Genomic DNA, 18,874 nt, shown 5'->3' on the forward strand with positions numbered 1-18,874 from the left:
GGAGCCTTTTTTTCCGCTATAAATATATTCAGACTCAGCGCCAGTGAGGCTATTTCACTGGATAATTCTGAGTTTTTTGCCTCGTACTTGTGGAGTTGTCGTGAGATTCGCACAATGCGGAGGTATGAAGGGGTACAGCCTAAAATAACCGCCCGGTAATATAAATAATGATCATCAAGACTTTTACTTCCTTATTGGCATTTATGCTGCTGGCCGGTTGCTCGACGTCTGAACCGCCCGCCACGCACAAAAAACAGAGTGCCAGAGTGACGCCTTCGCTTTCACTCAGCATGGAGCAGTTGTGCAAGGATAACGCCGCACAGCGTTATAACACGGCGGCGAAGAAAATCGATGTCACCGGTTTTGAGCGCTTCCAGGGCAGCTATGAACTTCGCGGCTATACCGTGCGAAATGAGCGTTTTGTCTGTTCTTTTGACCCAGATGGCGGCTTTTTGCATCTCTCCATGCGCTAACACAGGCCCGAATTCGTTAAAATCCGGCCTGTTTTCCCCAATTTTCCCTAAACAATTCCGTTTCGTACTGTATATCTCGCAGCCAGCGGGTATACTGACTCCTTCCTTTAAATCCACACGTATCCAGCACGAAATCATATGCAAAAGTTTGATACCAGGACCTTCCAGGGCCTGATCCTGACCTTACAGGATTACTGGGCTCGTCAGGGCTGCACCATTGTTCAACCACTGGACATGGAAGTTGGCGCGGGCACTTCTCACCCAATGACTAGCCTGCGTGCGTTGGGGCCGGAGCCAATGGCAACTGCCTACGTGCAGCCGTCCCGCCGTCCAACCGATGGCCGCTATGGCGAAAACCCGAACCGTTTACAGCACTACTACCAGTTCCAGGTAGTGATTAAACCGTCTCCGGATAACATCCAGGAGCTGTACCTCGGGTCTTTGAGAGAGCTGGGTATGGATCCGACCATTCACGACATTCGTTTCGTGGAAGACAACTGGGAGAACCCAACGCTGGGCGCCTGGGGTCTGGGTTGGGAAGTGTGGCTGAACGGTATGGAAGTCACCCAGTTCACCTACTTCCAGCAGGTTGGCGGTCTGGAATGTAAACCTGTTACTGGTGAAATCACCTACGGTCTGGAACGTCTGGCCATGTACATTCAGGGCGTAGACAGCGTTTATGACCTGGTCTGGAGCGACGGCCCGCTGGGCAAAACGACCTACGGCGACGTGTTCCATCAGAACGAAGTGGAGCAATCCACCTATAACTTCGAATACGCAGACGTTGACTTCCTGTTCTCCTGCTTTGATCAGTATGAGAAAGAAGCGCAGCAGTTGCTGGCGCTGGAAAACCCGCTGCCGCTGCCTGCATACGAGCGTATTCTTAAGGCTGCCCATAGCTTTAACCTGCTGGATGCGCGTAAAGCCATCTCCGTCACCGAGCGTCAGCGCTATATCCTGCGCATTCGCACCCTGACCAAAGCAGTGGCAGAAGCTTATTACGCTTCCCGTGAAGCCCTCGGCTTCCCGATGTGCAACAAGAATAAATAAGAGGCGGCCATGTCTGAGAATACTTTTCTGGTGGAAATCGGCACTGAAGAGCTGCCACCAAAAGCGCTGCGTAACCTGGCGGAATCTTTTGCTGCGAACGTAACGGCAGAGCTGGATAACGCGGGCCTCGCGCACGGTAAAGTTGAATGGTTTGCTGCCCCACGCCGTCTGGCGCTGAAAGTGGCAAATCTGGCGGCTGCGCAAGCAGATCGCGAAGTTGAAAAACGCGGCCCGGCGGTTTCTGCGGCGTTTGACGCCGAAGGCAAACCGAGCAAAGCGGCTGAAGGTTGGGCGCGTGGCTGCGGTATCACCGTCGATCAGGCTGAACGTCTGACTACCGACAAAGGCGAATGGCTGCTGTATCGCGCACACGTGAAGGGCGAAAGCACTGAAGCGTTGCTGCCAAACATGATTGCCAACTCGCTGGCGAAACTGCCAATCCCGAAACTGATGCGCTGGGGTGCTTCTGAAGTGCACTTCGTGCGTCCGGTTCACACCGTGACTCTGCTGCTGGGCGATAAAGTTATCCCGGCTACGATTCTGGGCATTAAGTCCGATCGCGTAATTCGCGGCCATCGCTTTATGGGCGAGCCGGAATTCACCATCGACAACGCCGATCAGTATCCTGAAATCCTGCGCCAGCGTGGCAAAGTGATTGCAGACTACGAAGAGCGTAAAGCCAAAATCAAAGCAGATGCAGAAGAAGCGGCGCGTAAGATTGGCGGCAACGCTGACCTGAGCGAAAGCCTGCTGGAAGAAGTCACCTCGCTGGTGGAATGGCCAGTCGTTCTGACGGCGAAATTCGAAGAGAAATTCCTCGCGGTTCCAGCAGAAGCGCTGGTGTACACCATGAAGGGCGACCAGAAGTATTTCCCGGTTTACGATAACGCGGGCAAGCTGCTGCCGAACTTTATCTTCGTGGCAAACATCGAATCTAAAGATCCGATCCAGATTATCTCCGGTAACGAGAAAGTGGTGCGTCCACGTCTGGCGGATGCGGAGTTCTTCTTCAATACTGACCGCAAAAAACGTCTGGAAGATAACCTGCCGCGTCTGCAAACCGTGCTGTTCCAACAGCAACTGGGTACGCTGCGCGACAAGACCGACCGTATTCAGGCGCTGGCTGGCTGGATTGCAGAGCAAATTGGCGCTGACGTTAACCACGCAACCCGTGCAGGCCTGCTGTCCAAGTGTGACCTGATGACCAACATGGTCTTCGAGTTCACCGACACCCAGGGCGTAATGGGGATGCACTACGCGCGCCACGATGGCGAAGCGGAAGATGTCGCCGTTGCACTGAACGAACAGTATCAGCCGCGCTTTGCCGGTGATGATCTGCCGTCCAACCCAGTGGCTTGCGCGCTGGCAATTGCTGACAAGATGGACACCCTGGCGGGTATCTTCGGTATTGGTCAGCATCCGAAAGGCGACAAAGACCCGTTTGCGCTGCGTCGTGCTGCGCTGGGCGTGCTGCGTATTATCGTTGAGAAGAACCTGCCGCTCGATCTGCAAACGCTGACCGAAGAAGCGGCGCGTCTGTACGGCGACAAACTGACTAACGCGAAAGTGGTTGATGACGTTATCGACTTCATGCTGGGGCGTTTCCGCGCCTGGTATCAGGATGAAGGCTATACCGTTGACACCATTCAGGCGGTGTTGGCGCGTCGTCCAACGCGTCCGGCAGACTTCGATGCGCGCATGAAAGCGGTGTCTCACTTCCGTTCACTGGAAGAAGCCTCCGCTCTGGCTGCGGCTAACAAGCGCGTATCCAACATTCTGGCGAAATCAGACGAGATGCTGAACGACATCGTTCACGCTTCGGTACTGAAAGAAGCGGCGGAAATCAAACTGGCGGGCAACCTGGTTGTTCTGCGCGACAAACTGCAACCGTACTTCGCGGAAGGTCGCTACCAGGATGCGCTGATTGAACTGGCGTCCCTGCGTGAGCCGGTGGATGAGTTCTTCGAGAACGTGATGGTGAACGCGGAAGACAAAGATGTGCGCATCAACCGTCTGACGCTGCTGTCTAAGCTGCGCGAGCTGTTCCTGCAAGTGGCGGATATTTCCCTGCTGCAATAAGCGGTTTCGTTATTAAATGAAAACCTGCCCTCGGGCAGGTTTTTTTTATATCTTATCGGAGGCGAGAGCTATCCATTTTCAGTCGGCAGGGCTGGTATTTCACTGATCTATAGATAAAAAAAATCCCCGCCCGAGGGCAGGGATTTACAATTCTTAGCGGCTTGAACTTACAGAGAAGTTACGTTGCCAGCTGCTGGGCCTTTAGCGCCGTTTTCGATGGTGAAGGAAACTTTCTGACCTTCATCCAGAGATTTGTAGCCATCGTTCTGGATAGCAGAGAAGTGTACGAACACGTCTTTAGAACCATCGTCAGGAGTGATGAAGCCGAAACCTTTATCAGCGTTGAACCATTTTACGATACCAGTCATTTTACCGGACATAGAAATTACCTTTAAAAATTAATTGAGCCTTTCGGCGATATGGCATGCTTTACAGAATTTAAAGCGTAAAGGAAATGTCGCTACGAGGGGTACCAATGGATAACCTTGAAGGGAACTGCTTTACTCAACTGCTTTGTGGTCTGTATGTCAAACCGTGGATGTATTAACGCATACTTCTTACCTCGAAAGCAAACGTTATCTGTGCATTTCTTATAACGATGCTAGCGTAATGAGAGTGATTACACTAGTTAACTGATTGATGATAAAAGAATATTGCGTCGGTTAGCGTAATGTAAAAAAATGTTATATTGCCCCGACAGCATGGCCGTCGGGGCAGATTTTAGACTTTTTGCGCAGACTCCGGCAGCGGCGAACGAACATTGTCTGCTGCTTTCGGCTGGCGTTTGCTCGCTGCGTACTTCACCATCAGTGCGATTGCGGACAACATCGCTGGAATAGCCAGCAGCGCGAAAATGGTCTTAAACGACAGCTCGGCCTGCATCAAAAATGCCCCGCTGAACGCCCCAAGAATACCGCCAAAACGGCCTAAACCGAGCATCCAGGCAACGCCAGTCGCGCGCCCCTGGGTCGGATAAAAACCGGCAGCCAGTGCAGGCATCGACGATTGCGCGCCGTTCATAATCGTCCCGGCAATGAAGACCATCACGCCCATCAATACCAGACTATGGGTGGAAAAACCGACCAGGCAGACGAAAACGCCGGTCAGCAGGTAGCCGACGGCAACTACTTTGTTTGGATTCATTTTGTCCATCAGCGCACCCAGCACCAGCACGCCAATCCCGCCACCTAGTGGGAATAAGGCGGTAATGACCGAGGCCTGGCTCAGCGTTGCGCCGGTTTCGCGAATCAACAGCGGCAGCCAACTGGTCAGCAGGTAGAAAATCAGCAGCCCCATAAAGTAAGTCAGGCACAGCATGATTGTCCCTACCAGATAACGCGGCGAGAAAATCACGCCCAGCGCGGATTGCTCTTTAACCTGGCCTGCTTCCTGCAACACGAACTGGGTGTTTTCCGGCAATGGCGCAATGCGGCGCAAAATACGGGCAATCTGCTGCGGTGATTTGTTCTTCACTGCCAGATAACGCGCGGATTCCGGCAGCAGGAATATCAGCATGACCGCCAGCGCCAGCGGCATCACGCCGCCGAGGATCAGCACACTTTGCCAGCCATAATGGGGAATTAACCAGGCCGAGATAAACCCACCGAGCGATGAGCCAATCGGGAAGCCGACAAACATCAGGTTAACCAGCAGCGCGCGGCGGCGTTCTGGGGCGTACTCGCTCATCAACGTTGCGGCGTTTGGCATGGCAGCGCCGAGGCCCAGGCCGGTTAAAAAGCGCAGCACGGTTAATTGCGTAAGCGAGGTGGCGAAGGCGGTAATCAGGCTAAAGCCGCCGAACACCAAAATTGACAGAACCAGCACTTTCTTGCGGCCAATGCGGTCAGCCATTGGGCCTGCGGTCAGCGCACCGACCGCAAGGCCAACCAGCGCAGCGCTCATCACGGGGCCAAGGTCAGATTTTTGTACTCCCCACTCTTGAACCAGGTCTGAGGCGATAAAACCGATAATTGCGGTGTCGAATCCGTCCATTGCGACAGTCACAAAACACAGCACCAGAATCATCCACTGGTACTTTGAGAAGGGATGGCGGTTGATAAAAGCCTGAATATCCGTTGTTGTCTGTGTTGTCATGCGGTAATTCCTGCTAGCGGTGCGAAAAAGCCGGATTGATATCTCTTGTCTTCTTCGCGGGTATCGAGGTGTTTGGGCGATTATCGAACGTATTGTCGTTAATCGTTCGTTAAATCAAATCATTTACCCGCCGTTCCTACAATGTGCTGTGGTGCAGAAGTGTGCGATTATCGTTCCCATCGCGGCGATGGTGCTCGGTGTTTGTCATAAAATAGAGTGCTATCAGTCGGTTATTGGCTTTTTTTGCGCAGGTGTTCATTGCGATAAATGTGATGCATTCAACAAATCATTAACATTGCGGCGTAAGCAACGGGGAACGTATGAAAAAGGTATCTTGCGGCGCGGCTCTGGACTATCCTTGTCAGCGTTAGGCACGCGTGTGCCGGTTTGCGCATTTTTTGGCTGAAGGAGTAATAAAATGGCGACAGGAAAGTCCTGCTCTCGCTGGTTTGCGCCGATTGCGGCGTTATTGATGGTTGTTAGCCTGAGTGGGTGTTTTGATAAGGAAGGCGATCAGCGTAAAGCATTCGTCGATTTCCTACAGAATACGGTGATGCGTGGCGGTGAACGCCTGCCGACGCTGACCGCTGACCAGAAAAAACAGTTCGGGCCGTTTGTTTCCGATTATGCCGTCATTTATGGCTATTCGCAGCAGGTGAGCCAGGCGATGGACGCGGGTTTACGCCCGGTTGTCGATAGCGTTAACGCGATTCGCGTACCGCAGGATTATATGACTCAGCGCGAACCGCTGCGTCAGGCAAATGGTTCACTGGGTGTTCTGAGCCAGCAGTTGCAGAATGCGAAAATGCAGGCCGATGCCGCACATGCCGCACTGAAACAGGCTGATGATCTGAAACCGGTGTTTGACCAGGTGTACAGCAAAGTGGTCACCGCGCCAGCCGAAGCGCTGCAACCGCTGATCCCAGCCGCCCAGATTTTCACCCAGCAGCTTGTACAGGTGGGGGATTTCGTGGCGCAGCAGGGTACGCAGGTAAGCTTTGTCGCCAACGGTATTCAGTTCCCAACGTCACAGCAGGCAAGTCAGTACAACACGCTGATTGGCCCACTGGCAGCGCAGCATCAGGCGTTTAGTCAGGCCTGGACTGCGGCGGTTAACGCCACCAACTAAGTGTTATTGCTGCCCGGTATTTCGCCGGGCAGCGCGCGCTCACCCCGCAACTTGCGGGTTCACACAGTTCTTCTCGACCTTCCCTTGTAGTGCATCAATCAGGTTATCGACCGCACAGGCCGCCATGTTGTAGCGCGTCTCGTGGGTGGCTGAGCCAATATGCGGCAGCGCCACCACGTTTGGCAGCGTCAGCAGCGGTGAATCCACTGGTAGCGGCTCTTGCTCAAAGACATCCAGACCCGCAGCATGAATCTCGCCGTTTTGCAGCGCGGCAACCAGCGCATTCTCATCGACAACCGGGCCACGCCCCGCATTGATAAAGATGGCTGACGACTTCATTTTGGCAAATTGCTCTGCGCCAAACAGATGATGGGTTTCTGCGGTTAACGGCAGGATCAGGCAGACAAAATCAGCCTCGGCTAATAGCATAGTTAAGTCGCAGTAACGGGCGTTAAAGCGCTCCTCCGCCTGTGGATGAACGCGGCGAGCGTTATACAAAATCGGCATGTTGAAGCCAAAATGCGCGCGCTGGGCAAGCGCCATACCGATACGCCCCATCCCCACGATACCCAGCGTTTTGTGGTGCACGTCTGTGCCAAACCAGTCCGGGCCGATGCCCTGAGTCCATTCACCGGCTTTCACGCGATTGGCCACTTCTACCACGCGGCGGGCGGTGCTCAGCACCAGCGCCATTAAGGTATCGGCGACGGTTTCTGTCAGCACCGTTGGCGTGTGCATCAGCAGCACCCGACGTGCGTTAAGCGCAGCAACGTCGAAATTATCGTAGCCCACAGAAATTGTCGACGTGGCGCGTAGTTTCGGCATTTTCTCCAGCAGGGCGTTGCCAACAGCTTCGCTGGAGCCTAATAACCCTTCTGCCTGAGCGAACGCGTCGGCGTGCTGACGAACGGTGTCCGGATGCAGGTCAGCAACCTGGGTCACGGCAAAATGTTCGTTGAGGCGTTGCACTAAATCATCAGGCAGGGGTTTGTAGAGAATAACGGACGGCTTCATGGATATCTCCAGAATGGCAGGATGAAGGGTGGATCGTTAGCAGGCTTAACAATCCCACAGTGAGGGATAAAGTGCCAGCCCACAAAATAGGGGAGGTGGGGAACCGGGCAGCATGAACGCCGCCCGGTAGCGGGATTACAGCGGGCTTAAGGTAATTTCAACGCGACGGTTTTGCGCTTTACCAGCTTCAGTGCTGTTGCTGGCGATAGGATTCGCCGGGCCCATACCGGTGGTACGGATACGTGAGGCCGCAACGCCCTGGGTAATCAGCGAGCTGGCAACGGAATCGGCGCGCTGCTGCGACAGTTTCATGTTCAACTGTTGGCTACCGGTGCTATCGGTATAGCCCACCACGTTCACTGCGGTTTTCTCGTACTCTTTCAGCACCATCGCCACGCCGACCAGCGTATTGGCCCCCGCTGGTTTCAGGTTGGCAGATGAGCTATCGAAAGTGACATTATTGGGCATGTTCAACACGATGTTATCGCCATTACGCGTCACGCTCACGCCAGTGCCTTGCAGTTTCTGCCGTAGCTTGGCTTCCTGGGCATCCATGTAATAACCGACGCCGCCACCGACGGCAGCACCGGCTGCGGCGCCAATCAACGCGCCTTTGCCACGGTCGTGTTTTGATGATGCTAGCGCACCGATACCCGCACCGACGAGCGTGCCGAGGCCTGCGCCAATGCCGGTTTTGCTTGCTTCGCTTTCACCGGTATACGGGTTGGTCGTACAGCCGGAAACTGCCAGCGCGCCGCTTACCAGGGCAGCAATCATAATCATGCGTTTTTTCATCTTATGTCCTTAATCCTTTTTATTCTTTACCACGGCAGGTGTGGCGGTTGATTATGACGCTCAAATATGGCGAAAATTCCCCGAAGATTCTGTCATTTTGTAAAAAACATTGAGCGATGGAGAAAACATCGCCACATCACCTGCATCAGCTTATCCAGGAGCACGCTTTGGCAAATTCAGCGACCACGAAAACTGTCCTCACCGCCGCCCATTGGGGGCCGATGTGGGTTGAAACCGACGGTGAACGCGTACTTTCTTCGCGTGGCGCGTTACAAACGTCGTTTACTAATTCGCTGCAAAGCGTGGTGCGTGATCAAGTGCACAGCAAAACGCGCATTCGTTATCCGATGGTGCGTAAGGGCTTTTTGGCCTCGCCAGATAGCCCGCAAGGTATTCGTGGGCAGGATGAGTTTGTGCGGGTGAGCTGGGACGATGCGCTTGCGTTAATCGACCAGCAGCATCGACGCATTCGTGAAAGCTATGGGCTAGCGTCTATTTTTGCTGGCTCATACGGCTGGCGATCCAACGGCGTGCTGCATAAAGCGGCGACACTGCTTCAGCGCTATATGAGCCTGGCGGGCGGCTACACCGGGCATCTGGGGGATTATTCTACCGGCGCGGCGCAGGCGATTATGCCGCACGTGGTGGGCGGCAATGAAGTTTATCAGCAGCAAACGAGCTGGCCGATGGTACTGGAGCATACGGATGTTGTGGTGCTATGGAGCGCGAATCCGCTGAACACGCTGAAAATTTCCTGGAACGCATCCGATGAACAAGGGCTGCCCTATTTTGAACAACTGCGCCAAAGCGGTAAGCGGTTGGTCTGTATCGATCCTATGCGCTCTGAAACCGTCGATTTCTTCGGTGATGCGATCGAGTGGATTGCGCCGCATATGGGCACGGATGTGGCGATGATGCTGGGTATTGCGCATACCTTGCTGGTCAATAACTGGCACGATGCCGACTTTTTGGCGCGTTATACCACCGGTTTCCCGATATTCGCCGATTATCTGCAAGGCAAAACCGACGGCGAAGCCAAAACCGCCGAATGGGCGTCGGCTATCTGTGGCGTGAATGCGGCAAAAATCCGCGAACTGGCAGCCGTTTTCCAGCAAAACACCACTATGCTAATGTCCGGTTGGGGAATGCAGCGCCAGCAGTTTGGTGAGCAAAAGCACTGGATGTTGGTGACGTTGGCGGCAATGCTGGGGCAAATCGGCACGCCGGGCGGCGGCTTTGGGCTTTCTTACCATTTTGCCAACGGCGGCAACCCCACTCGCCGTTCGGCGGTGCTGGCTTCCATGCAAGGCACGGTAACGGGGGGGGTGGATGCCGTCGATAAAATTCCCGTGGCGCGCATTGTCGAAGCGCTGGAAAACCCCGGCGCGCCTTACCAACATAACGGTATGGATCGCCACTTCCCGGACATTCGCCTGGTGTGGTGGGCGGGGGGCGCTAACTTTACCCATCATCAGGATACCAACCGGCTGATTCGCGCATGGCAAAAGCCGGAGCTGGTGATTATTTCCGAGTGCAACTGGACGGCAGCGGCGCGCCATGCGGATATCGTCCTGCCTGCCACCACCTCGTTTGAACGCAACGACCTGACCATGACCGGCGACTACAGTAACCAGCATCTAGTGCCGATGAAACGCGTGGTGATGCCGCAAGGCGAAGCCCGTGATGATTTTACGGTGTTTGCCGAGCTGTCCGAGCGCTGGGAAGCCGGTGGCAGGGCGCGTTTTACCGAAGGTAAAAGCGAGCTGCAATGGCTGGAAACGTTCTACAACATCGCGGCACAGCGCGGAGTCAGCCAGCAGGTCACGCTGCCACCGTTTGAACACTTCTGGCAGGCCAATACGTTGATTGAAATGCCGGAAAGCGAGCAGCACGCCGCTTTCGTGCGCTTTAGTGCATTTCGCGCAGACCCGCAGGCCAATCCGCTGCAAACGCCAAGTGGCAAAATCGAAATCTATTCTGAGCGGATTGCCCGCTTCCAGTACGCCGACTGCCCGCCGCACCCGATGTGGCTGGAGCCAGATGAATGGCACGGCAACGCGCAAGAAGGGCAGCTTCAACTGTTGTCGGCGCATCCGGCGCACCGTTTACACAGCCAACTGAATCACACCGCGTTGCGCGAGCGTTATGCGGTGGCGGGGCGCGAGCCGTTAACGCTACATCCGCAAGATGCACAGGCGCGGCAGATTAACGATGGCGATATCGTGCGCGTGTGGAATCACCGTGGGCAAGTGCTGGCAGGGGCGGTGATAAGCGAAGGGATTAAACCTGGCGTGATTTGCCTGCACGAAGGCGCATGGCCGGATTTAGACCTCAAGGCTGGGGGGATTTGCAAAAATGGCGCGGTGAATGTGCTCACCAAAGATATCCCCAGCTCACGGCTGGGGAACGGCTGCGCCGGAAACACGGCGCTGGCATGGGTTGAGAAATATAACGGCCCGTCGCTTACGCTTACAGCGTTTGATCCGCCTGCCAATGCATGATCCAGGTTGGATGCCGAGTCTCTTCCTGCCACGCGCTGTCTTCGATACGAAAACCCTGCGCGTGGTAGAAATTCACCGCTCGGCAGTTTTTCTGGTACACCTCCAGGCTTAGCGCGGAAAAGTGCTGCTTCACGACGCTAAGCAGCGCGCTGCCAATGCCGTGATGAATAGCCTGCGGCGCAACAAAGAGCGCGCCAACGAAGCGCGCCTCAATCACGCTAACAAACCCTTTAAGGCGCTGACCTTCCTCCCAAACCCATGTTTCGGCTGCGGGCAGGTAAGTGTCGCGCACAATTGCCAGGCTCTCATGCCAATACTGCTCGGCAATAAACGGGTGGGCGTAGGTGGTACTTTCCAGCCATAAATCGAGTAATGGCGCGTACTGATTAGTGTCCCATTTTCTTATCATGCTGAACTCCAGGATGGCAGAAGCAGTCTGTCACATGGTCATTGACCAACCCACAGGCTTGCATGAAGGAATAACAAATTGTGCTGCCAACGAACTTAAAGCCGCGTTTTTTCAGTGCCTTAGACAGCGCATCTGAAGCGGGTGTTGAGGTAGGGATTTCGCTAAGTGTTGCCGCCTGAGTCACGACCGGCGTCCCCTCAACGAACGACCAAACAAATTCATTAAACGACTCACCGTTGGCTTCCATCGTCAGGAATGCTCGCGCGTTGCCGATAATGGCCTGAATTTTCCCACGGTGGCGGATAATACCGGCATCCAGCACCAGCCGCTCCACGTCTTCTTCTGTCATTGCCGCCACGTTTACCGGGTCGAACTGATGGAAGGCGCGGCGATAGTTTTCGCGCTTTTTCAGCACCGTTATCCAGGAAAGCCCGGCCTGCTGCCCTTCCAGGCAAATCATCTCAAACAGCTTCTGATTGTCTTTTTCGGCGACGCCCCACTCGGTATCGTGATAGGCGATATAAAGTGGGTCTTGGCTTACCCAACCGCAACGCTGCATGTCATTCTCCCTGTTTTTGTCGATGGCTGATGCATCAGAATAAAACCCTGCACTTCGCTTGACGCCGGTCATAAAGAGGCAATAGTTATTACAGGGATCTTACCCTTAAAACATAACAATAACTGCCGAAACGGGCTCTTTCTGGGGTCACTTAATGAATAATAAGAAATGCAATGGCTTCTGGCGATGTGCTGCGCCGGCATCGGGTTTCGTGTGGATGTTATTTTCACCACACGTGAGTGCCTGGCAACAAGAATATATCGTGACCGACTCACAAAGTAATACTGCGGAACGCTATACATGGGATAGCGATCACCAACCACGCTACGATGACATCCTGGCGGAACGTATTGAAGCGGTGCAGGCAGGCGCAGGGCTGAATACCGCGATACCAGACGCCACGCCTTTAGATACGACCAAAACCATGAGCGTCGGCTGGAATTTTCCGCTGCTCAACGGCGTGACCACGGGGCCGGTCGCCGCATGGCGTTATGACGGCTCTCCGGGCTTTATGTGGAGTGAATTTGGCGACACGTTGCCCGCTTCATCGCAGACCGACCCCCTCTGGCACGCCAGCGTAAGCACGCTGGGCTGGCGGGTGGATTCACATCCCTGGCAGGGCATTCGCCCCTGGGCACAGGTGAGCTATAACCAACAGTTTGGTGAGAACCAATGGAAGGCACAATCGGGTTTAACCCGGATGCCAACCACCACGCAGGACGGGAACTGGGTGGATGTTACCGTCGGCGCAGACATGTTACTCAATTCACATTTGGCTGCCTACGCGGCACTGTCGCAGGCGGATAATATGTCGGTTGGCATGAACTATTTCTACACGATGGGCGTCAGCGCCCGCTTCTGATAGTTACATTTGTATGATGAATTAATGCAGTGCTGCATTTCTCATCATGTCATTCATGCCGTTTATGATGCATTTCATTCCGCACTGAATGCATTTCATGCCTTTTTCGGCCAGCGAAAATGCGAACTTCGTTATCGTTGGCCACAGTTAATTCAAGAAGGCACTTTCATCATGAACGCTGCAACCCAAAATCATACCCGCTGGCTGACCCTGATCGGCACCATTATTACCCAATTCGCTTTAGGTTCTGTCTATACATGGAGCCTGTTTAACAGTGCGCTGTCCAGCAAGCTGGATACCTCGGTCAGCCAGGTGGCGTTCTCCTTCGGCTTGTTAAGCCTGGGCCTGGCCATTTCTTCTTCCGTCGCCGGTAAATTACAGGAACGTTTTGGCGTTAAACACGTCACTATCGCTTCCGGTATTTTGCTGGGTGTTGGCTTCTTCCTCACCGCCCACGCAAATAGCCTGATGATGCTGTGGCTGAGCGCCGGTGTGATTGTCGGCCTGGCCGATGGCGCTGGATATCTGCTGACGCTCTCTAACTGCGTGAAATGGTTCCCGGAGCGTAAAGGGCTGATTTCTGCCTTTGCGATTGGTTCTTATGGCCTGGGCAGCCTGGGTTTCAAGTTTATCGATAGCCACCTGCTGGAGACTGTCGGCCTCGAAAAAACCTTTATGATCTGGGGCGCTATCGTGCTGGTGATGATTGTCTTCGGTGCGATGTTGATGAAAGACGCGCCGAATCAGGAAGTTGTCAGCCGTAACGGTGTCGTTGAAAACGACTTTACGCTGGCTGAATCAATGCGCAAACCACAGTACTGGATGCTGGCGGTGATGTTCCTGACGGCTTGCATGAGCGGCCTGTATGTTATCGGCGTGGCAAAAGATATCGCCCAGGGCATGGTGCATTTGGATTTGTCTACAGCGGCGAATGCGGTAACCGTTATCTCCATTGCGAACCTGAGTGGTCGCCTGGTGCTGGGTATCTTGTCTGATAAAATCTCCCGTATCCGCGTCATTACGATTGGCCAGATTATTTCGCTGGTGGGTATGGCGGCGCTACTGTTTGCGCCATTGAACGAAGTCACTTTCTTTGCGGCAATCGCCTGTGTTGCCTTTAACTTCGGCGGTACTATCACCGTCTTCCCATCGCTGGTCAGTGAGTTCTTTGGCCTTAACAACCTGGCGAAAAACTACGGTGTGATTTATCTGGGCTTCGGTATCGGTAGTATCTGTGGCTCGCTGATTGCTTCACTGTTTGGCGGCTTCTACGTTACCTTCTGCGTCATATTCGCGTTGTTGATTATTTCCCTGGCGCTGTCTACCACCATTCGCCAGCCAAAAAGTGAAGTACTGCACCACGCGCACGCGTAAAATATTCCTCTACTTTTTAATCTAACCTGGCCAAATATTTACAAAAATATTTGGCCAATTCACATCCTAAACGAATACTTTTCCCCTTTCTTGTTGTCTACTGACCGCGCTTGCAAATGAGGCCGTTGTGGCTCTACGCATATATTAACTGGCTATGAATTGCGAAATTTATAGCCCGTTTTTTTGTTTTCCCTCTTTCCAGGGTTTTACGCATGAAATGTATAAAAGCGATGTCCCAGCAGACGTTGAGTATGCTGCTGGCGGTTTACATCGGCTGGTTTCTCAACTATTCCGTGTTAGTTCGTCGGTTTGAAGGGTATCTGCAAGATTTTAGTGTCGAGAAAGGGATTTTCATCATTATTGAGCTTGTCGGTACTGTACTGACGGCTTTCTTCCTGTTTCGCCTTTTATCAATCACGGGGCGCTGGCTGTGGAAAGTGCTGGCGACGCTGGTGGTGCTGATTTCCGCCGGCGCCAGCTATTACATGACCAATCTGAGCGTGGTGATTGGCTACGGCATTGTGGCCTCGGTGATGACCACCGACGTCGATTTATCGAAAGAGGTCGTTGGCTGGCATTTCATTTCGTGGCTGGTGTTAACCAGCATTGTGCCGCTGATTTTCATCTGGTTTAACCGCGCGCGCGACACGCTGTTGCAGCAGATCCTCACGCCAGGGCAGCGTTTGCGCGGTGTGGCGATGGTGCTCTTGCCAGCGCTGTTGGTATGGGGGCCGATTCGCCTGATGGAACTCCATCTGAAAGATTCTGAACGCCTCTCTCAGGTGGACCTGCCGAGCTACGGCGGCGTGCTGGCGAACTCCTACCTGCCAAGCAATTGGGCGTCGGCGCTGGGGTTGTATGGCTGGACGCAAATCGATGAGTCCTCCGATACGCGGGAGCTTATCGACCCGACGAAAAAATTCACCTATGTCGCACCGAAAGATCTCGATGACACTTATGTGGTCTTTATCATCGGCGAAACGACGCGTTGGGATCATATGAGCCTGTTTGGCTACGAGCGCAATACCACGCCGAAGCTGGCAAAAGAGAAGAACCTGGTGGCGTTTCGCGGGTATTCCTGCGACACCGCGACCAAGCTTTCGCTGCGCTGCATGTTTGTCCGTGAAGGCGGCGCGAGTGATAACCCGCAGCGCACGGTAAAAGAGCAGAATGTGTTTGCGGTACTGCATCAGCTTGGTTTTACCGGCGACCTGCTGGCGATGCAAAGCGAGCTGTGGTTTTACAGCAACACGATGGCGAACAACATTGCTTACCGCGAACAGATTGGCGCAGAGCCGCGTAACCGTGGCAAAAGCGTGGACGATATGCTGCTGGCTGATGAGATGACCAATGTGCTGGCACGTAACAGCGCTGGCGGTAAGCACCTGATCATTTTCCACACCAAAGGTTCGCACTTTAACTATACCCAGCGCTACCCGCGTAATTTCGCGCAGTGGAAGCCGGAATGCGTGAACGTTGACGACAAATGCAGCAAGACGGAGCTGATTAACTCCTACGATAACTCGATAACCTATGTCGATCATTTCCTGGTGAACATTTTCGATAAACTGCGTGATAAAAAGGCGATTGTTTTCTTCGCTGCCGATCACGGAGAGTCGATTAACGAACGTGAACGTTTACATGGAACGCCGCGCAAGATGGCGCCACCGGAGCAGTTCCGCGTGCCAATGCTGGTGTGGATGTCGGATAAGTATCTGCAAAACCCAGACCACGCGAAGTCATTCGCCTGGCTGCAACAGCAGGCGGCTATGAAGCAACCGAAGCGTCATGTCGAGCTTTACGACACCATTATGGGCTGCCTCGGATACACCTCGCCGGACGGTGGAATTAACCAGCGCAACAACTGGTGTCACGTTCCCGAAGCCAGCAACACGGCGCGATAATGGGCTTCTCACCGGGCAAAAGGCTTTCATAAAGTAAGGGATTGACGACCGGAAATCGCAGCAGTAAGATCCGTCGCATCCGGTGATTGGCGCAGCCTGGTAGCGCACTTCGTTCGGGACGAAGGGGTCGGAGGTTCGAATCCTCTATCACCGACCAGATTCAAAAAGCCTGCTTCAAGCAGGCTTTTTTGCGTTTGTAGGCCTGGTAAGCGTAGCGCCATCAGGCAGAATGGTGCGAATTGCCGGATGGCTGCGTAAACGCCTTATCCGGCCTACAAAGCAGCGCCATCAGGCGATTGCCGTCACTGGCGAGTTGATGCACGCACGACCAACTCCGGCATTACCCCTTCGCTATGGCTCACAGTGTTGCCTGCCAGCACGTCAAATAACAGCGTGATAGCCTGCCGTGCAACCTCATCAAGATGCATATTCACTGCGGTTAACGGCGGCAACGACTCCCGCGCCCGGATACCATCGTAACGCGTGGCGAGCCGCATTTGCTGCGGGATGGCCACCGCCATCTCCTGAAAAGCCCGCACCGCACCGCTGGCAAAGGTATCTATCAACACCAGCGCACCATCGACATCGGGATGCTCCTGCCGTAACTGACGTGCTGCCTGATAGCCAGCGCTTTCACCCTCATGCTCATTGAGATAGTAAATCACCGGCTCTTGCTTACCCTGACACCACTCGCGGTAGGCCGCTTCCGTTTCCAACGTAGATGTGCGTCGCGTATTACCCACAAACAGCGCGCATTGTCGCGTGCCAGAGTCAGCTAAATGTGCCAACAGGCGCTGGGCCGTCGCCGCCGAATGCAACTCAACCCACGGGGCAGGCGTATCGCTGTCCGGCGTGCGACCAATGGTCACGCACGGGATCCCGGCCTGCGCCAGCGCCTTAAGCTGCGGGTCGTCTGCCGCCGGTTCAATCAAAATAGCGGCATCAAAACTGACTGCATCCAACGGGTTTGCGCCCGGAGGAACCAGAATCAACGCATGTTGTTTATCCAGCGCCATCGTGGCGGAGGTCAGCGCGACCTCCATCATAAAGCCCAGCCGGGAGGCACCAGACGCAATGGTCTGGGGTAAAGAAGAAAGCAGCGCAATGGTATTGGTCTTGCCGGTACGTAATTGGCGAGCGCGAATATTAGGCGTGTAGTTCAGTGCCTTAATCGCTTCTTCAATCCGCCGCCGTGTTTCCGGCTCGACAAAACGGGTGTTGTGCAACGCATTGGATACCGTCCCCGGCGACACGCCAGCATGGCGGGCTACATCAATTAATTTCGCGCGTTTTTTATCTTGAGCAGGCATCTGCGTCTCGGCCTCGGGGTCTTTATTCACAGGGTAACATATTTGTTTTGCGATGACTTTTTACCACATTTCACCTTCACGCCGCGTGAGCTACTGCGCGCAAGGCTCGTCGATTATAAGAAATTTTTCTTCATTAAAACGTTTTAATGGGGTATTTTTAGGCAAATTTCTTCCTCAGGAGGCTACGTGGCACACTTTACTCAGGATTCGACTTTTACACTTGGACGCCGCCCAACCGGGCTGACATTTATTGATAAAGAAAAAAGTTTTGGCGGCTATACGCTCTTTGCTCCGCAAACGGCGGAAGGGCGAGTTTATCTGGTTGATGAACAGGGCGAAGTGGCGCATCAGTGGCAATTACCGGTTCGCGCAGGGCGCGATGCGGTACTGCTGCCAAATGGCAATCTGGGATATAACGGCAGCCATCCAACGTCTGCCAACCTCTATCCAGCGTGGGATCTCTGGCACGGCGGTGATTTCTACGAAGTCACGCCCGATAACGAAATCGTTTGGCACTACGAAGACATTTTCCACCACCATGACGCGCAGTGGCTGGCGAACGGCAACTTACTGTACACCGCTGCCGCGCCGCTCCCTGCTGATATTGCTGCCCGCGTAACCGGCGGTGACCCGCGTCGCGATGCGCCAGACGGCATTATCCAGAGTGACGTGGTGAAAGAAGTGAACCGCGACGGTGAAGTGGTGTGGGAATGGCGTGCCTGGGAACACCTGAAGCCAGAAGATTTCCCGCTGCATGATATCTTCGACCGTCGCCATTGGCCGATGATCAACGGCCTGTCAGTGACCCGCGATGGCCTGGTACTGATGAGCCTGCGCACGACCTCCGGCGTGATTGCTGTCGCCAAAGACAGCGGCAAAGTAGTGTGGCACGCGGGGCCAGATATCGTGGCGCAGCAGCACACTCCGGTTGAAATGGAAAACGGCTCGATTCTGGTATTTGATAACGGCAACCTGCGCCCTGGCGTGACCTCTCCGCACTCTACCGTGCTGGAGTTTGACCCGCAGAGCAAAGCCATTACCTGGCAATATCGCGATATTTTCCCACCGGCTTTCTTCTCGCCGTATATGGGTAGCGCACAGCGTCTGGCAAACGGCAACACCTTCATCTGTGAATCGGCCTTTGGCCGCCTGTTTGAAGTCACGCCGCAGGGTGAGACGGTGTGGGAGTACATCATTCCGTTCTTCAATGAATACCCTGAACATCTCAGCAAGGGCATTATCCCTGGCAAGCAGAACAGCGCCTTCCGCGCGCATCGCTATGCCGCCGATGAGATTGCCTGGCTGAAATAATCCATGCCGC

At 54.2% G+C, this 18,874-nt stretch carries 16 protein-coding genes and 1 tRNA gene; 10 read left to right on the plus strand and 7 right to left on the minus strand.

Annotation, left to right across the window (positions count from 1 at the left end; translation table 11 throughout):
- The first annotated feature begins 167 nt into the window (after positions 1–167).
- From AC6I4B_RS01085 to glyS, 3 genes are all read left to right on the plus strand, one after another.
- Entirely contained in the window at positions 168–473 is a 306-nt protein-coding gene (locus AC6I4B_RS01085; RefSeq protein WP_497768859.1) for a YsaB family lipoprotein, read from the plus strand.
- A gap of 138 nt (positions 474–611) precedes the next feature.
- A complete protein-coding gene (gene glyQ, locus AC6I4B_RS01090; protein WP_497768860.1) occupies positions 612–1,523 on the plus strand; it encodes a glycine--tRNA ligase subunit alpha in 912 nt (303 codons plus the stop codon).
- 9 nt (positions 1,524–1,532) lie between these two features.
- Positions 1,533–3,602 (plus strand): glycine--tRNA ligase subunit beta, encoded by a 2,070-nt coding sequence (gene glyS, locus AC6I4B_RS01095; protein ID WP_497768862.1) that lies wholly within the window; start codon positions 1,533–1,535, stop codon positions 3,600–3,602.
- 167 nt (positions 3,603–3,769) lie between these two features.
- On the opposite strand, the gene cspE is transcribed toward glyS, so the two are convergent.
- Together cspE and AC6I4B_RS01105 are read right to left on the minus strand one after the other, a co-directional pair.
- On the minus strand, positions 3,770–3,982 hold the full coding sequence (gene cspE, locus AC6I4B_RS01100) for a transcription antiterminator/RNA stability regulator CspE (protein ID WP_035893107.1): 213 nt from the start codon (positions 3,980–3,982) through the stop codon (positions 3,770–3,772).
- A 340-nt stretch (positions 3,983–4,322) separates the two neighbouring features.
- The gene (locus tag AC6I4B_RS01105) at positions 4,323–5,696 is read right to left on the minus strand and encodes an MFS transporter (protein ID WP_497768864.1); all 1,374 of its coding nucleotides are present in this window, start codon (positions 5,694–5,696) and stop codon (positions 4,323–4,325) included.
- Positions 5,697–6,114: 418 nt separating this feature from the next.
- On the opposite strand from AC6I4B_RS01105, the gene AC6I4B_RS01110 reads away from it, so the two are divergent.
- Positions 6,115–6,825 (plus strand): DUF3053 domain-containing protein, encoded by a 711-nt coding sequence (locus tag AC6I4B_RS01110; RefSeq protein WP_497768865.1) that lies wholly within the window; start codon positions 6,115–6,117, stop codon positions 6,823–6,825.
- Between the two features lie 39 nt (positions 6,826–6,864).
- On the opposite strand, the gene ghrB is transcribed toward AC6I4B_RS01110, so the two are convergent.
- Positions 6,865–7,839 (minus strand): glyoxylate/hydroxypyruvate reductase GhrB, encoded by a 975-nt coding sequence (gene ghrB / locus AC6I4B_RS01115; RefSeq protein ID WP_497768867.1) that lies wholly within the window; start codon positions 7,837–7,839, stop codon positions 6,865–6,867.
- A gap of 135 nt (positions 7,840–7,974) precedes the next feature.
- Complete coding sequence (locus tag AC6I4B_RS01120) at positions 7,975–8,634, minus strand: OmpA family lipoprotein (protein ID WP_497768868.1); 660 nt, start codon at positions 8,632–8,634, stop codon at positions 7,975–7,977.
- Between the two features lie 116 nt (positions 8,635–8,750).
- Between AC6I4B_RS01120 and AC6I4B_RS01125 the strand changes: the two genes are divergently transcribed.
- Complete coding sequence (locus tag AC6I4B_RS01125; RefSeq protein WP_497768870.1) at positions 8,751–11,135, plus strand: molybdopterin guanine dinucleotide-containing S/N-oxide reductase; 2,385 nt, start codon at positions 8,751–8,753, stop codon at positions 11,133–11,135.
- On the opposite strand, the gene AC6I4B_RS01130 is transcribed toward AC6I4B_RS01125, so the two are convergent.
- Positions 11,104–11,544, minus strand: a complete 441-nt coding sequence (locus AC6I4B_RS01130) for an N-acetyltransferase (RefSeq protein WP_497768871.1) — start codon at positions 11,542–11,544, stop codon at positions 11,104–11,106. The two genes, AC6I4B_RS01125 and AC6I4B_RS01130, sit on opposite strands and share 32 nt — an antisense overlap.
- Positions 11,522–12,103, minus strand: a complete 582-nt coding sequence (tag, locus tag AC6I4B_RS01135; RefSeq protein WP_497768873.1) for a DNA-3-methyladenine glycosylase I — start codon at positions 12,101–12,103, stop codon at positions 11,522–11,524. The genes AC6I4B_RS01130 and tag overlap by 23 nt, the downstream gene beginning before the upstream one ends.
- 154 nt (positions 12,104–12,257) lie before the next feature.
- On the opposite strand from tag, the gene AC6I4B_RS01140 reads away from it, so the two are divergent.
- The 4 genes from AC6I4B_RS01140 (at position 12,258) to AC6I4B_RS01155 (ending at position 16,400) form a co-directional block, all read left to right on the plus strand.
- The gene (locus AC6I4B_RS01140; RefSeq protein ID WP_497768874.1) at positions 12,258–12,965 is read left to right on the plus strand and encodes an autotransporter domain-containing protein; all 708 of its coding nucleotides are present in this window, start codon (positions 12,258–12,260) and stop codon (positions 12,963–12,965) included.
- A 171-nt stretch (positions 12,966–13,136) separates the two neighbouring features.
- A complete protein-coding gene (locus AC6I4B_RS01145) occupies positions 13,137–14,339 on the plus strand; it encodes an L-lactate MFS transporter (RefSeq protein ID WP_497768876.1) in 1,203 nt (400 codons plus the stop codon).
- A gap of 212 nt (positions 14,340–14,551) precedes the next feature.
- A complete protein-coding gene (gene eptB, locus AC6I4B_RS01150; protein ID WP_497768878.1) occupies positions 14,552–16,243 on the plus strand; it encodes a kdo(2)-lipid A phosphoethanolamine 7''-transferase in 1,692 nt (563 codons plus the stop codon).
- Positions 16,244–16,323: 80 nt separating this feature from the next.
- A tRNA-Pro gene (locus tag AC6I4B_RS01155) sits at positions 16,324–16,400 on the plus strand.
- 145 nt (positions 16,401–16,545) lie between these two features.
- Here the strand turns inward: AC6I4B_RS01155 and AC6I4B_RS01160 are convergent.
- On the minus strand, positions 16,546–17,553 hold the full coding sequence (locus AC6I4B_RS01160) for a LacI family DNA-binding transcriptional regulator (RefSeq protein WP_497772307.1): 1,008 nt from the start codon (positions 17,551–17,553) through the stop codon (positions 16,546–16,548).
- A 186-nt stretch (positions 17,554–17,739) separates the two neighbouring features.
- On the opposite strand from AC6I4B_RS01160, the gene AC6I4B_RS01165 reads away from it, so the two are divergent.
- Entirely contained in the window at positions 17,740–18,864 is a 1,125-nt protein-coding gene (locus tag AC6I4B_RS01165; protein ID WP_497768879.1) for an aryl-sulfate sulfotransferase, read from the plus strand.
- Positions 18,865–18,874: the final 10 nt, after the last annotated feature.

The organism is Kluyvera fluvialis (assembly GCF_059725275.1).

Excerpts from the sequence above, each read along its gene's own strand:
- cspE (WP_035893107.1), bottom strand. The coding sequence starts at position 3,982 with ATGTCCGGTAAAATGACTGGTATCGTAAAATGGTTCAACGCTGATAAA.
- ghrB (WP_497768867.1), bottom strand. The coding sequence starts at position 7,839 with ATGAAGCCGTCCGTTATTCTCTACAAACCCCTGCCTGATGATTTAGTG.
- AC6I4B_RS01130 (WP_497768871.1), bottom strand. The coding sequence starts at position 11,544 with ATGATAAGAAAATGGGACACTAATCAGTACGCGCCATTACTCGATTTA.
- tag (WP_497768873.1), bottom strand. The coding sequence starts at position 12,103 with ATGCAGCGTTGCGGTTGGGTAAGCCAAGACCCACTTTATATCGCCTAT.
- AC6I4B_RS01140 (WP_497768874.1), top strand. The coding sequence starts at position 12,258 with ATGAATAATAAGAAATGCAATGGCTTCTGGCGATGTGCTGCGCCGGCA.
- glyS (WP_497768862.1), top strand. The coding sequence starts at position 1,533 with ATGTCTGAGAATACTTTTCTGGTGGAAATCGGCACTGAAGAGCTGCCA.
- eptB (WP_497768878.1), top strand. The coding sequence starts at position 14,552 with ATGAAATGTATAAAAGCGATGTCCCAGCAGACGTTGAGTATGCTGCTG.
- AC6I4B_RS01105 (WP_497768864.1), bottom strand. The coding sequence starts at position 5,696 with ATGACAACACAGACAACAACGGATATTCAGGCTTTTATCAACCGCCAT.
- AC6I4B_RS01120 (WP_497768868.1), bottom strand. The coding sequence starts at position 8,634 with ATGAAAAAACGCATGATTATGATTGCTGCCCTGGTAAGCGGCGCGCTG.
- AC6I4B_RS01085 (WP_497768859.1), top strand. The coding sequence starts at position 168 with ATGATCATCAAGACTTTTACTTCCTTATTGGCATTTATGCTGCTGGCC.
- AC6I4B_RS01160 (WP_497772307.1), bottom strand. The coding sequence starts at position 17,553 with ATGCCTGCTCAAGATAAAAAACGCGCGAAATTAATTGATGTAGCCCGC.
- AC6I4B_RS01110 (WP_497768865.1), top strand. The coding sequence starts at position 6,115 with ATGGCGACAGGAAAGTCCTGCTCTCGCTGGTTTGCGCCGATTGCGGCG.
- AC6I4B_RS01145 (WP_497768876.1), top strand. The coding sequence starts at position 13,137 with ATGAACGCTGCAACCCAAAATCATACCCGCTGGCTGACCCTGATCGGC.
- glyQ (WP_497768860.1), top strand. The coding sequence starts at position 612 with ATGCAAAAGTTTGATACCAGGACCTTCCAGGGCCTGATCCTGACCTTA.
- AC6I4B_RS01125 (WP_497768870.1), top strand. The coding sequence starts at position 8,751 with ATGGAGAAAACATCGCCACATCACCTGCATCAGCTTATCCAGGAGCAC.